The organism is Kitasatospora sp. NPDC047058 (assembly GCF_040643935.1).
In the GTDB taxonomy this organism is placed as follows: Bacteria; Actinomycetota; Actinomycetes; order Streptomycetales; family Streptomycetaceae; genus Kitasatospora.
This window is the reverse complement of sequence record NZ_JBEYVJ010000198.1, coordinates 1-13,142: the sequence shown is the minus strand read 5'-3', so window position 1 is coordinate 13,142 and position 13,142 is coordinate 1. Positions and strand designations below refer to the sequence as shown.

11 protein-coding genes are annotated in these 13,142 nt (G+C 73.7%); 6 read left to right on the top strand and 5 right to left on the bottom strand.

Annotation, left to right across the window (positions count from 1 at the left end):
- Positions 1 to 79: 79 nt before the first annotated feature.
- Entirely contained in the window at positions 80 to 796 is a 717-nt protein-coding gene (locus tag ABZ885_RS25350; RefSeq protein WP_360192864.1) for a rhomboid-like protein, read from the bottom strand.
- A 310-nt stretch (positions 797 to 1,106) separates the two neighbouring features.
- On the opposite strand from ABZ885_RS25350, the gene ABZ885_RS25345 reads away from it, so the two are divergent.
- Complete coding sequence (locus ABZ885_RS25345; RefSeq protein WP_360192861.1) at positions 1,107 to 1,481, top strand: ACT domain-containing protein; 375 nt, start codon at positions 1,107 to 1,109, stop codon at positions 1,479 to 1,481.
- A gap of 62 nt (positions 1,482 to 1,543) precedes the next feature.
- Here the strand turns inward: ABZ885_RS25345 and ABZ885_RS25340 are convergent, their stop codons facing one another.
- On the bottom strand, positions 1,544 to 2,299 hold the full coding sequence (locus ABZ885_RS25340) for a hypothetical protein (protein WP_360192859.1): 756 nt from the start codon (positions 2,297 to 2,299) through the stop codon (positions 1,544 to 1,546).
- 224 nt (positions 2,300 to 2,523) lie between these two features.
- Between ABZ885_RS25340 and ABZ885_RS25335 the strand changes: the two genes are divergently transcribed.
- The 3 genes from ABZ885_RS25335 to ABZ885_RS25325 are packed head-to-tail and all read left to right on the top strand — an operon-like array spanning position 2,524 to position 8,007.
- Positions 2,524 to 4,014, top strand: a complete 1,491-nt coding sequence (locus ABZ885_RS25335; protein ID WP_360192856.1) for a Dyp-type peroxidase — start codon at positions 2,524 to 2,526, stop codon at positions 4,012 to 4,014.
- 28 nt (positions 4,015 to 4,042) lie between these two features.
- Complete coding sequence (locus ABZ885_RS25330) at positions 4,043 to 6,178, top strand: FAD-dependent oxidoreductase (protein ID WP_360192853.1); 2,136 nt, start codon at positions 4,043 to 4,045, stop codon at positions 6,176 to 6,178.
- Positions 6,175 to 8,007, top strand: coding sequence for a thiamine pyrophosphate-binding protein (locus tag ABZ885_RS25325; protein ID WP_360192850.1), 1,833 nt, complete (start codon positions 6,175 to 6,177; stop codon positions 8,005 to 8,007). The genes ABZ885_RS25330 and ABZ885_RS25325 overlap by 4 nt, the downstream gene beginning before the upstream one ends.
- Positions 8,008 to 8,109: 102 nt before the next feature.
- On the opposite strand, the gene ABZ885_RS25320 is transcribed toward ABZ885_RS25325, so the two are convergent.
- On the bottom strand, positions 8,110 to 9,096 hold the full coding sequence (locus ABZ885_RS25320) for a LysR family transcriptional regulator (RefSeq protein ID WP_360192847.1): 987 nt from the start codon (positions 9,094 to 9,096) through the stop codon (positions 8,110 to 8,112).
- A gap of 140 nt (positions 9,097 to 9,236) precedes the next feature.
- On the opposite strand from ABZ885_RS25320, the gene ABZ885_RS25315 reads away from it, so the two are divergent.
- Positions 9,237 to 10,397, top strand: a complete 1,161-nt coding sequence (locus ABZ885_RS25315) for an iron-containing alcohol dehydrogenase (protein WP_360192844.1) — start codon at positions 9,237 to 9,239, stop codon at positions 10,395 to 10,397.
- Between the two features lie 42 nt (positions 10,398 to 10,439).
- Here the strand turns inward: ABZ885_RS25315 and ABZ885_RS25310 are convergent, their stop codons facing one another.
- The gene (locus ABZ885_RS25310) at positions 10,440 to 11,582 is read right to left on the bottom strand and encodes a DUF6596 domain-containing protein (RefSeq protein WP_360192867.1); all 1,143 of its coding nucleotides are present in this window, start codon (positions 11,580 to 11,582) and stop codon (positions 10,440 to 10,442) included.
- Positions 11,583 to 11,590: 8 nt separating this feature from the next.
- Positions 11,591 to 11,998: a YciI family protein gene (locus ABZ885_RS25305; protein ID WP_360192841.1), complete on the bottom strand. Its 408-nt coding sequence runs from the start codon at positions 11,996 to 11,998 to the stop codon at positions 11,591 to 11,593.
- Positions 11,999 to 12,258: 260 nt separating this feature from the next.
- Between ABZ885_RS25305 and ABZ885_RS25300 the strand changes: the two genes are divergently transcribed.
- On the top strand, positions 12,259 to 13,095 hold the full coding sequence (locus ABZ885_RS25300) for an SDR family NAD(P)-dependent oxidoreductase (protein ID WP_360192838.1): 837 nt from the start codon (positions 12,259 to 12,261) through the stop codon (positions 13,093 to 13,095).
- Positions 13,096 to 13,142: the final 47 nt, after the last annotated feature.

Here is a 13,142-nt window from a genome sequence, read left to right as displayed (position 1 = left end):
GCGGGGGAGCGGCCGGCCGGGGCCGTGGCGGGGGGAACCGCGGACGGACGGGCCCAGGACGGACCGCGCCCGGGCGCGGTCAGCGGCGGCGCAGGCGCGGGACGGCGATCAGGGCGAAGCCGATCAGCGCCGCCAGGAGGTGGCCGACGGTGGTGAAGTCGGGGAGCGGGCCGGAGCCGTCCAGGCCGCCGAGCGGCCAGCCGAGGACGAAGGCCGCCCACGGCAGCCGCCACCGGGACGGCAGGGCGGCGGTGGTCAGGGCGAGGACGGTCTGTGCGCCGTAGCTGATGCCGAAGTCGGTCGCCGTCCGGACGTCCTCCGGGTACCAGCCGTGGTCGAGGGCGAGGAGGATGACGGCGGCGGTCAGCAGGCTGGCGAGGACGTGGCCGCCGAAGAAGACGCCGAAGGCCCGGGGGGCGCCCAGCCGGCGTTCGAGCCCCGCCAGGCAGACGACGACGCCGAGGCCCAGCGTGATGGCGGTGGCGCCGAAGGCGACCGAGGAGACGTGGGTCAGGTCGCCGTCGAAGAACAGCGCACTGCCGGGCAGGGAGACCACCGGGTGGTCGGCGAGGTTGGTGACGTTGGTGCCGAGGTACTGGAGCAGGTCGGCGGAGCTGCCGTGGACGACCCAGGCGTGACCGGCCAGCAGCAGGCAGACGAAGCCGAAGGTGACCGGCGAGCGCCGCGGGTACCGGCGGACACCCTGCGCGAGGCGCCGGAGCAGGGGGACGGGCGCGCCCGACGGCGCCTGGGCGGGCCCGGCACCGGTGGCCGACCGCGAGGACATGAGCTTCATCCGGGACTTCTCCGCGCTGTGCAGGTGGGGGGTGAGGGGCGGGTGCCCCTCCGGCTAGACGCCCACGGGCCCGCTCGGGTTCAGCCTCCCACACGGACGCCGGGGCGGCCCCCGCGACCGGTCGCGGACCGGTCCGGCGGTGGGAGAACGGTGGGAGAACGGTGGGAGGGCGATCTGGTGGGGCCTCAGTTCCCCCGGGATACTGGGCGGGCACCCCTCCCCCGTCGTGCCCGCCGGCCCGGCGGGCACGCGCCCACCGATCGTGCACCGCGTGGTCACGACCCCGAGCAGAAGGAACCGGACGGCCCCGATGACCTCCTTCGTCCCGCAGCGACTCCGGCCCCTCCCCCACGCGTTCGTCGTCGAGCGGCTGGACCACGGCGCCCGGGTGCCCGACGGCGAGTGGCTCGCCCTGGTCCGCGCCCCGGAGGGGCTGACGGTGATCCGCCGCGCCCGCCCCGAGGACGCCCCGGACACCGAACGCTGGACCGCGCTCTACGGCGGCGACACGGCGCACGGACTCGACGTACCGGGCATGCTCGCAGCCCTGCTCACGCCGCTGGCCGCCGCCGCGATCCCGGTCTTCGTCGCCTCCACCTTCGACGCCGACCTGGTGCTGGTGCCGGCCGGACGCGTGCCCGCCGCGGCGGCCGCCCTGCGGGACGCCGGCCACGAACTGGCCTGACCGGCCCGGCCCGACCCCGACGCGCGGGACGGCCGCGCACCGGCACCCGCGCGGCGGGCGGCTCAGGCGGGCGGCAGGGCTCGGGCGAGGTCCTCGGCCTCGCGCAACTGCTCGACACCCAGCCGCCGGAGGTCCCGGAGCAGCAGGGCGGCGTCGGTGACGGCCTCGCCCGGTGCCGGGGCGGCCGTGGCGTCCGCGGGCAGCGGGAGGCCGAGCACCGCGGCGAGGTCCGCCGCGGGCAGCGCCAGGACGGTGGCGAGGTCGGAGACCAGCTCCGGGGTCAGCTCGGCCTCGCCGGAGGCGATCCGGCCGTAGACGGTGGCCATCCGGGAACGGCCGGTCAGCAGCTGGACGACCTTCACCGTGCCGTTCCAGCCGAGGTTGCGGGTGGCGACCATCCGCATCAGCAGGTTCCCCGGAGTGTGCCGGTCCGGCAGGGCGGCGGGCAGGCCCTCGATCCGCCCGCGGTGCTGCGCGGACGGCAACTCGGCCACGCGGGCCAGGAGTTCGGCCCTGGACGCGGGCGGCAGCGCGAGCGCGAGCCGCACCACACCGGTGATCGAGGTGGTGGCCATGCCGCCGGCCGGGGCGAGGTCCTCCGGCAGCGGGAGGGCGGCGAGCTCGAAGAGGTCGGCGGCGTCCAGGCCGAGGACGGGCGCGAGCCGGCGCAGCAGCGCGGGTTCGGGCGCGGCGCCGCCGAGCACCGCGGCCACCTCGGGCTCGGCGGCCTCCGCCCGCCGGGCCAGTTCGGCGGGCGCCAGGCCCCGGTGGTCCAGCAGGCGGGCCAGCAGGACGGCGAAACCGGGGAGCTCGATCATGGCCGCCAGCATAGGCGCCCCGGCGGCACGGGCAGGCAGGGCAGCGGTGCCAGACCGCCCGGCCGCCGCCCCGGCCGCGGCGGCGGTGACACTGCGTGAGCCCGTCGGGAGGCTGACCTCCGGTTGACAGGACTCTCGACGACGAAGCTACGTTGGGTGTCAGGCCCGTCACCTCTCGTGACCACTTCTGCCTGCCTTCCCCCCCCACCGCGAGGAGCCCCGGCGTGACCACGACCCCCACCCGTCCCACCACCGTCCCGTCCATCGAGCAGCTGCCGCAGCCGAAGCTGCGCACGAACACCGACATCCAGGGCAACATCCTGGCGGCGTTCAACAAGGACTTCACGGACTTCCGCTACCTGCACTTCCCGGACGCCGCCAAGGGCCGCGGCTGGCTCTCCGCGATCCTCAACACCGTCGCGACCACCAACGAGACCGAGGACTTCAACGAGCAGTTCTCGCTGGCGCGCCGGGCCTTCGGCCGTGACCCCGGCATCACGACCGTCCGGTGCGGCGTGTCGCTGACCTTCGAGGGCCTGGTGACCGTCGCCAGCAAGCCCGACCAGGTCAAGAAGGACCTCAGCGCCTTCCCGTCGTTCTGCGCGGGCGCGGCCGGGCGGGCCAAGGACCTCGGGGACACCGACGAGAGCGGCCCCGAGCACTGGCTGTTCGGCGCCGGGACCGGCGACAAGGCCGTGCACGCCGTCCTCATCGTCGCCGCGGACACCGAGGAGCTGCTGAAGGAGAAGCTGAAGAACCTCGACGCGGTCGAGAACGCCCACCAGATCACCCGCGTCCACGTGGACCGGGGCCGCACCCTGACGGGCCCGCTGAAGGGGCACGAGCACTTCGGCTACAAGGACGGCATCTCCCAGCCCGGCGTGAAGGGCTTCCACCGGGAGGACCCGGAGAACAAGGGCTGCCGCGACAACCACGCCGGGACCGAGCTGATCGAGCCCGGCGAGTTCGTGTTCGGCCACAAGAGCGAGGCGGGCGACCGGAAGGCGCCCGAGTGGATGAAGAACGGCTCGCTCCAGGTGGTGCGCCGGCTGCGCCAGGACGTCGCCGGCTGGAACAAGGCCGTGGTGGACGGCGTCAAGAACTTCACCGGGACCATGGACCCGAACCGGCTCGGCGCCTGCCTGGTCGGGCGCGCGAAGGACGGCACCCCGCTCGCCCCGCCGACCGGCGCGCTGACCGGTCTCGGTACCGACCGCAACGACTTCGACTACAAGAACGACCCGACCGGCCAGCACACCCCCTGGGTCGCGCACATCCGCCGCACCCACCCGCGTGCCTTCGCCGGCGTCGGCGACGACAAGCCGAAGAGCCACCGGCTGATGCGCCGGGGCATCCCGTACGGCCCGGAGTTCAAGGGCGCTGCGGACGACGGCAAGGACCGCGGGCTGATGTTCGTCTGCTACGGCACCTCGCTGGAGCTGCAGTTCGAGCTGGTCCAGCAGCACTGGGCCAACGACCCGAACTTCCCTCCCGGGGACCGGACGGGCTCCCCGCACGTCCCCAACGGCCTCGACAAGGTCGTCGGCCTCGCCGGCAAGGCCGAGATCGGGCTCGCGGACGGCACCCACGGCACGGTCGACATGAAGCGCTTCGTCCACACCACGGGCGCGCTCTACGCCTTCACCCCCTCGATCAGCACGCTGCGCCTCCTCGCCGAGGGCAAGGACCTCCCCAACAAGCCCGTCGGCTCCTGACGTCCGAGCACCCCGAGGAGGAGACACCATGGAGAATCCCGTCATCGAAGGCTCGGCCGGCGACCGCGCCCGCTGGCAGACCTGCCGGCAGCTGGCGCGCGAGCTGCTGCTGGTCGGTCCGGACGACAAGGACCTGAAGCTGCACTACCTCGACGTCCTGATCAAGGACGGCATCCCGGAGACGGACGAGCCCAAGGACGTGCTGATCGTCGGCGCGGGCATCGCGGGCCTGGTCGCCGGGAAGCTGCTCAAGGACGCCGGGCACAACGTCACCATCCTGGAGGCCAACGCCAGCCGGGTGGGCGGGCGGATCAAGACCTTCCGCGCCGCCGACGACGACGCCGACACACCGTTCTACGACCCGGAGCAGTACGCGGAGGCCGGGGCGATGCGGCTGCCCAGCTTCCACCCGCTCACCCTGGCCCTGGTCGACAGCCTCGGCCTGCAGCGGCAGCTGTTCTTCAACGTCGACGTCGATCCGGACACCGGCAACCAGAACGCACCCGTCCCGCCGGTCGTCTACGAGTCCTTCGAGCCCGGCAGGACCTGGAAGTACGGCACGGACAGCCCGGACTTCCGCGAGCCGGCCAAGCGCTTCAACTCCTGGATCCGCACCAACCGGCTGCAGGCCCGCCGCAAGGAGTACGCGGCCGACCCGAGCTGCATCAACGAGGGCTTCCACCTGACCGGCGACGAGGCGCGGATCACCGCCGCCGACATGGTCAACCAGGCGCTGGAGCCGGTCCGCGACTACTACTCGGTGATCAGGGACGGCAAGCGGGTGAACAAGCCGTTCGCCGAGTGGCTGGACGGCTGGGCCCGGGTGATCCGCGACTTCGACGGCTACTCGATGGGCCGCTTCCTGCGCGAGTACGCGGGCTTCAGCGACGAGGCCGTCGAGGCGATCGGCACCATCGAGAACATGACCTCGCGGCTGCACCTGGCCTTCTTCCACACCTTCCTGGGCCGCAGCGACATCGACCCCAGGGCCACCTACTGGGAGATCGCGGGCGGCAGCTGGAAGCTGCCCGACGTGCTCGCCGGGGAGCTCCGGGACGAGCTGCGGATGGGCGAGCGGATGATCCGGATGGAGTACTGGGACCCCCGCCGGGACGGCGGGGGAGCCCGCAACGTCGGCCCGGTCGGGCCGCAGGTCGCCGTCGAGACCGTCCCCGAGGACGACCCGGAGGCCGAACCCACCGTCTGGAAGGGCGACTTCGCGATCGTCACGGTCCCGTTCTCGGCCATGCGGTTCGTCCAGGTGACGCCCCCGTTCTCCTACAAGAAGCGCCGGGCGATCATCGAGACCCACTACGACCAGGCCACCAAGGTGCTGCTGGAGTTCTCCCGGCGCTGGTGGGAGTTCACCGAGGCGGACTGGAAGACCGAACTCGACTCCATCGCCCCCGGCCTGTACGAGTACTACCAGCGGGCCGGCGAGGACGACGCCGAGGCGGCCGTGGCCGCCGCAAACAACGGCCACCGGCCCCCGCGCAACCTTCCGGACGTGCTGCTCGGCGCACACGCCAGCGTCGACGAGCGCCGGATCAGCCCGGCCCAGCGGGACGTCTACCAGCACACCCCGCTGCTCCGGGCGAGCGTGCGCCCCGCCACCAACTGCTTCGGCGGCGGCTCGACCACCGACAACCCGAACCGCTTCATGTACTACCCCTCGCACCCGGTGCCCGACGGCGACGGCGGCGGGGTCGTGCTGGCCAGCTACAGCTGGTCGGACGACGCGGTGCGCTGGGACTCCATGGAGGACGACGAGCGCTACGTCTACGCGCTGCGCAACCTCCAGTCGGTGCACGGCCGGCGGATCGAGGTGTTCTACACCGGCTACGGGAAGACGCAGAGCTGGCTGCGCGACCCGTACGCCTTCGGCGAGGCGGCGGTGTACACCCCGCACCAGATGACCAGCTTCCACCTCGACGTGGTCAAGCCGGAGGGCCCGGTGCACTTCGCCGGCGAGCACGTCTCGCTCAAGCACGCCTGGATCGAGGGCGCGGTGGAGACCGGCGTCCGCGCGGCGATCGCCGTGCACGAGGCGCCCCCGCCGCCGCCCCCCGCGGAACCGGAGGTCCGGCCCGAGGTGCGGGTCCGCCGGGAGAGCCGGGAGGGCCGGGAAGGCCGGGAAGGCCGGCAGGAGGAGCTGAGCCGATGAGCGGCAACGACGAATGGACGGTGGCCCGTTACCTGGCCACCAGGCTGGAGCAGTTGGGCATCCGCCACCTCTTCGGGGTGCCGGGCGACTTCCTCGGCCCGTTCCTGACGATCATGCACGCCACCACCGCGGTGCGCTGGATCGGCACCCCGACCGAGATGGGCGGCGGCTACGCCGCCGACGCCTACGCCCGGGTCCGGGCCGCCGACGCCGACCCGGCGAAGGGCGAACAGGGCGTCGGCGCCGTCGCGGTGACCTACGGGGTGGGCGCGTTCAGCCTGCTCAACACCATCGGCGGCGCGTACGTCGAGGACGTGCCGCTGATCGCGATCAACGCGGCGCCCTCCTACGAGCAGTGGCTCAACCAGCAGGCGGTCGGCCTGCTCACCTCGCACATGAGCCCGCGCCGGGAGAGCAACCTGGACGTCTACCGACAGGTCACGGTGGACGCGCAGGTGCTCTCCAACCCGGGGCTCGCGCCCTCGCAGATCGACAGCGCGATCACCGCGTGCCTGACCGAGCGCAAGCCCGTCTACCTGGAGGTGATGGAGGACCTCTGGCACGCGCCGTGCGCGCCTCCGCAGGGCGGACTCCGCGCTCACGAGCGCCCGTTCACCGACCGGAACAAGGCGATGCTGGCCAAGGCGGTCACCGCGGCCGTGGAGCTGATCAGGAGGTTCGGCACCCCGATCGTCTGGGCCGGCGAGGAACTCGTCCGGCAACGGCTGGAGGACGAGCTGCTGGAGTTCGTGCAGCTCACCCGGATGCAGTTCTGCACCACGGTCGGCGCGAAGTCCGTGGTGTCCGAACGGAACCCGTTGTTCGCCGGCGTCTACAACGGCAAGGCGAGCCTGCCGGAGGTCCGGAAGACCTTCAAGAACGCCGGGTGCCGGATCGGCCTGGGCACCTGGTCCACGTCCAAGAACCTCGGCGGCGACCAGTCGATCGGCGACGACTGGATCGTGGCGGCCCGCGGCGGCGTCAGCGTCGGCGCCCAGTACTTCCCCGACGTCCAACTCGGCCGCTTCATCCCGGCGTTGCTCGAAGGACTAGGCGGACAGACCTTCGCCGCCGACCACTTCGCGCTGGCGCACGCGGCGGGCCTGGACGTCCCGGCCAGCACGGCCGACTTCCTGGACTCGCTCAGCTCCGAGCAGGGCCCGCCGGAGCTGACCTACGACAGCTTCTTCGAGCGCGTCAACTTCTTCCTGGAGCACGAGGCCACCGGCGGGGACCCGGAGGCCCCGTCGCCGTTCACGGTGGTCTCGGACGCGGCGTTCGCGCTGCTCGGCTCGATGAACCTGCGGATCACCGAGCGGGCCGGCTTCCTGGCCCAGAACAGCTGGCTGTCCATCGGCTACTCGGTCGGCGCGGCCACCGGCGTGGCCCTGGGCCGGCAGCAGCCGATGAAGCGGCCGCTGGTGTTCGTCGGGGACGGCTCCTTCCAGGAGATCTGCCAGGAGCTGTCCACCCAGGTGCGCCACCACCTGCGGCCGGTGGTCTTCGTCCTGGACAACGAGGGGTTCTACGGCATCGAGCAGATGCTGGTCAGCCCGTGCTACTACAAGGAGAAGCCGTCCAACGGCGCCGACTTCTACAACGTGCTGCACCCGTGGCGGTACGAGAAGCTCGCCGAGGTCTTCGGCACGGACAAGGACCGGATGCACGGGTTCGAGCTCACCACCCACGCCGACCTCGACGCGCTCCTGGGCGACCTCGCCGATGCCGGCAACGATGTCAACCACGCGCCGATCCTCGCCCGCGTCCGGCTCAGCCGGCACGACTACCCGAGGGCGCTCCAGTACAAGATCGACGAGAACTGCCCGTAGCCGCCGGGGAGTTCGCCGGGCCCCCGTCCCCGACGGGGGCCCGGTGCATTCCGGCGGCCCGGTCACCGGTCCGGGCCGGGGCTCACCGGTCCGGGCCGGGCTTCACCGCTCCGGCCCGGGCGGTTCCGGGAGCAGTTCGGCGGTGCGCTCGGCCACCTCGTGGTGCAGGGCGTCCCGCACGGCCCGTACGGCGGGGTGGCCGACCGCCTCCCGCCGCACGGCCAGCGTGATCGGCAGTCGGATGTCGACCTCGCCGGGCAGCAGCCGCCGCAACCCGGCCCGGCCGGCGAGGAAGGCCGGCAGCACGCCGATGCCGGCCCCGAGCCGGGTGGCTTCGAGCTGGGCGAAGACGTTCGTGGAGGAGAACGCCGGGGTGACGCCCGGCAGATGGCGTTCGATGTCGAGGTCGCCGACCTGGAGCATCGACTCGATGTAGAAGACCAGCGCGTGCTCCCGCAGGTCGGCGAGCGTCCCGGGAACCCCGCACCGTGCGAGGTACTCGTCGCTGGCGTACAGGCCCAGCGCGTAGTCGGTGAGGTGCTCGGTCACCAGCCGGCTCCGCGGCGGCCTGCCGATGGCCAGGGCGAGATCGAAGCCGGACGGGTGGAGGGCCAACTGCCGTGTGGCCGTGATGAGTTCGGCCAGGAGCCCGGGATGGCGCCGGCGCACCCGGGCCAGCGCCGGGGTGGCGAAGACGGTGCCGAAGCCGTCCGGAGCGCTCACCCGGACGGTGCCGTGCAGGGACGGCGCGTCCCGGCCGGACACCGCGTCGACGACGTCGACGAGGGCGTCCTCGATCGCACGGGCGCGCTCCGCGACGGCCTTGCCGGCACCCGTCAGGGCCCAGCCCTCGGTGCCGCGTTCCATCAGCCGCACGCCGAGGCTCCGCTCCAGCGCGGTGATGCGTCGGGACACGGTGGTGTGGTCCACGCCGAGCGCATCGGCCGCGGCCACCAGCCGCCCGGTACGGGCGACCGCGAGCAGGTGGCGGAGATCGTCCGCGCGGAGCCTGCGCGGATCGGGCCCGCTGCGGTCCGCCGGCGGCGGCGGGGCCGGATCCTCGCCGACCGGGCGGGAACGCGGGTGCACGGAGGCAGCGTATCTGCATTCCTGCACACCTCGTCTGCGCGATTGGCGATTGAACGCACGACCTCGCGGGCGGCACAGTCGAAGCGTTCCCCGCCCGGCCGCCCGGCCGCCCCTCCCCCGTCGCCGTCGAGAGGTCCTCCATGGTCGCCAGCCTGTCCCTGCCCCGGATCATGCGCGTCGGCCCCGGTGCCGCCGACGAGTTGGGCGACGTCGTCGCGGGGCTGGGGCTGAGCCGCCCGCTCCTCGTCACGGATGCGTTCCTGGTCGGGACCGGCGCGGCGGAACGGCTGACGGCGACGCTGCAGAAGGCCGGGCTGCAGCCGCGGCTGTTCTCCGGCACCGTGCCCGACCCGACGACCGACTCCCTGGCCCCGGGCCTGGAGGCGTTGCACGACCACCGGGCGGACGCGGTCGTCGGGTTCGGCGGCGGCAGCCCGATGGACACCGCCAAGGCCCTCGCCCTGCTCGGCGTGCAGGGCGGTCACATGCGCGACTACAAGGCGCCGCGTGTCAACTCCGGTCCCGCGCTCCCGGTGATTGCCGTCCCCACCACCGCCGGCAGCGGCTCGGAGGCGACCCAGGTCACCGTCATCACCGACAGCGCCACGGACGAGAAGATGCTCTGCCTGGGCCCGGCGTTCCAGCCGCTCGCCGCCGTGGTCGACGTGGAGCTGACCATGTCGATGCCGCCCCGGCTGACCGCCGACACCGGGATCGACGCCCTCACCCACGCCGTCGAGGCGTACGTCAGCCGCAAGGCCAACCCCTTCACCGACAGCCTCGCCCTCGCCGCGATCGCCACCATCGGCCGCCATCTGCGCCGCGCCTACGCGGACGGCTCCGACGCCCCGGCCCGCGAGGCCATGATGCTCGCCGCGACCCAGGCCGGCATCGCCTTCTCGAACTCCAGCGTCGCCCTGGTGCACGGCATGAGCCGTCCGATCGGCGCTCACTTCCACGTCGCCCACGGCCTGTCGAACGCGATGCTGTTCCCCGCGGTGACCGCCTTCTCGGTGCACGCGGCACCCGGCCGGTACGCCGACTGCGCCCGTGCCCTGGGCGTCGCGACCGCCGCGGACTCCGCGGACGCGGCCGCCGGAAAGCTCGTCGACGCGCTCCGCAGCCTGTGCCACGACCTGGAGGTGCCCACACCCCGCGCCCACGGCATCGACCGCGAGGCGTGGACCCGGCTGACGCCGCTCATGGCCGAGCAGGCCCTGGCGTCGGGCTCCCCCGCCAACAACCCCGTCGTGCCCACCGCCGGCCAGATCCGGGAGCTCTACTCCCGGATCTACGACTGACCCGCCGGAGCCGGCCCCGGCTGCGGCTCCGGGCCCGGCGGGTCAGGGGTGGCCGGTGTTGAGGCGGGCGGCCTGGCGGGTCAGGTGGTGGCGCTCGGCGAGGGTGGGGGCGCGGTGCGCCGCCTCGGCGTAGAGCCGTGCGGCCGTGGCCAGGTCGCCGTCGCGTTCGTGGAGGTACGCCGCCACCGCGGTGTGGCGGGGCAGGGAGCCGTCCAGTTCCGCTAGCGCGGCCAGCCCGGCGCGCGGTCCGTCGGCCTCGCCGACGGCGACCGCCCGGTTGAGCCGGACGACGGGGCTGTCGGTCAGGTGCGTGAGCTCGTCGTACCACTCGACGATCTGCACCCAGTCGGTCTCCCCGGCGGTGGGCGCGTCGGCGTGCAGGGCCGCGATGGCGGCCTGGGCCTGGAACTCGCCCAGCCGGTCGCGGGCGAGGGCCGCCTGGAGGATCCCGACGCCCTCGGCGATGGCGGCGGTGTCCCACCGGCCGCGGTCCTGCTCGGCGAGCGGGACCAGGCTGCCGTCGGGCGTGGTCCGGGCGGCGCGCCGGGCGTGGTGGAGCAGCATGAGGGCGAGCAGCCCCGCCACCTCGGGGTGGTCGACCCGGGCCGCCAGCTGCCGGGTGAGGCGGATCGCCTCGGCGGCGAGGTCGACGTCGCCGGAGTAGCCCTCGTTGAAGACCAGGTAGAGGACGCGCAGCACGGTGGCGACGTCGCCGGGCCGGTCGAAGCGGACGCCGGAGACGGTGCGCTTGGCGCGGCTGATGCGCTGGGCCATGGTCGCCTCGGGCACCAGGTAGGCCCGGGCGATCTGGCGGGTGGTCAGTCCGCCGACGGCGCGCAGCGTGAGCGCGACCGCGGACGCCGGTGTCAGCGACGGGTGGGCGCAGAGGAAGTAGAGCCGGAGCGTGTCGTCGACCGCGGGCGCGGGCCCGGGTGCCGGTTCCTCGTCGACGCGGTCCTCGCGCCGGCGCCGGGCGGCGTCCGCCCGGGCCGCGTCGAGGAACTTGCGCCAGGCCACGGTGACCAGCCAGCCCTTCGGGTCCCGTGGTTGGTCCGCCGGCCAGACGCGGAGCGCCTCGACGAGCGCGTCCTGCACGGCGTCCTCGGCCGCCGCGAAGTCGGCTCCGCGGCGGACGAGGACGGCGAGGACACCCGGCGTGAGACTGCGGAGCAGGGCCTCGTCCATCGGTGCGGTCACTCCGTGATGGTGGGCGGCGCGGCCAGGAACGGGCGCACCTCCAGCCACTCGTGGATCGGCTTCCCGCCCGCGCCGGGGGCGGCCGACAGTTCACCGGCGAGCTCGACCGCGCGCTCGTGGCTGTCGACGTCGATCACCATCCAGCCGGCGATGAGGTCCTTGGTCTCGGCGAACGGGCCGTCGGTGACGGGCGGGCGGCCCTCGCCGTCGTAGCGGACCCACGAGCCCTCGGGGGCGAGCGCCTGGCCGTCGACGAACTCGCCGGTCTTCTCCAGCCGGGCCGCGAAGTCGTGCATGTACTGCATGTGCGCCGAGATCTCCTCCGGCGTCCAGCGGTCCATGGGCACGTCGTTCACCGGGGCCGGGGCGCCGCGGTAGTGCTTGAGCAGCAGGTACTTGGCCATCGTGGTTCTCCTCGGTCCTGGTGCGACCCGGTGTGGGCGCGTTCACCCCGGGGACGGAGCCGGGCGCGGGTTCTCGACACCGCCGCCGGAATTCTTCCGGATTTTTTCCGCGCGGGGCGGCGAACGGGCCCGCCCGCCGGTGTCGCCCGTCCCGCGCCGGTGTTTCCGGTCCCGCGCCGGGGCCGGCCCGTGTCACAGTCCGCCGGGCCGTCTCGTCCCAGACGGTGTACCCATCGGCAACGAAGGAACGGATTGCCCTCATGAGCAAGGTCTGGTTCGTCACCGGTTCGTCCCGCGGCCTGGGCCGCGGCTTCGTCGAGGCCGCCCTGTCCCGGGGTGACCGGGTGGCGGCGACCGCCCGGAACCCCGAGCACCTCGGCGGACTGGTCGCCGCGTTCGGCGACGCGGTGCTCCCGCTCGCACTGGACGTGACCGACCCCGCCTCCGTCGACGCGGGCGTGGGGCGGGCGAAGGAGCACTTCGGCCGGCTCGACGTCGTCGTGAACAACGCGGGCTACGGCCTGTCGGGCGCCGTCGAGGAGCTGTCCGACCAGGAGCTGCGCGACCAGCTGGAGACCAACCTGTTCGGCCCGCTGCGGGTCGTCCGGGCCGTGCTGCCCCACCTGCGGGAGCAGGGCGGCGGGCACATCGTCCAGGTCTCCTCGGCCGCCGGCGTCGCCGCGTTCCCGCTCGGCGGCGGGTACTGCGCCTCGAAGTGGGCGCTGGAAGGGCTGAGCGAGTCCCTCGCGCTGGAGGTCGCCGGCTTCGGCGTCAAGGTGACGCTGGTCGAGCCCGGCTCCTACGCCACCGACGCGATCGCCTCCGCCGTCCACGCCCAGGGCCACCCGCTGTACGACGGGCTCCGGGAGGCCTTCGCCGCGAACGTGCGGACGCTCGACTCCGGCGACCCGGCTGCGGCGGCCCGGGCGCTGCTCAAGGTCGTCGACGCCGGGGACCCGCCGCTGCGGGTGTTCTTCGGCAACGAGAACAACCAGCTGGTCCAGCAGGTCTACGCCGACCGGCTGCAGACGTGGGAGGAGTGGCAGGACCTCGCGTTCGAGGCGCACGGGCGCACCCCCTCGGCCCCGGCGGCCTGACCCGGCCCGCCCGCCGTCATCGGCTCGCGGGCCCGCCGCCGTCCCGG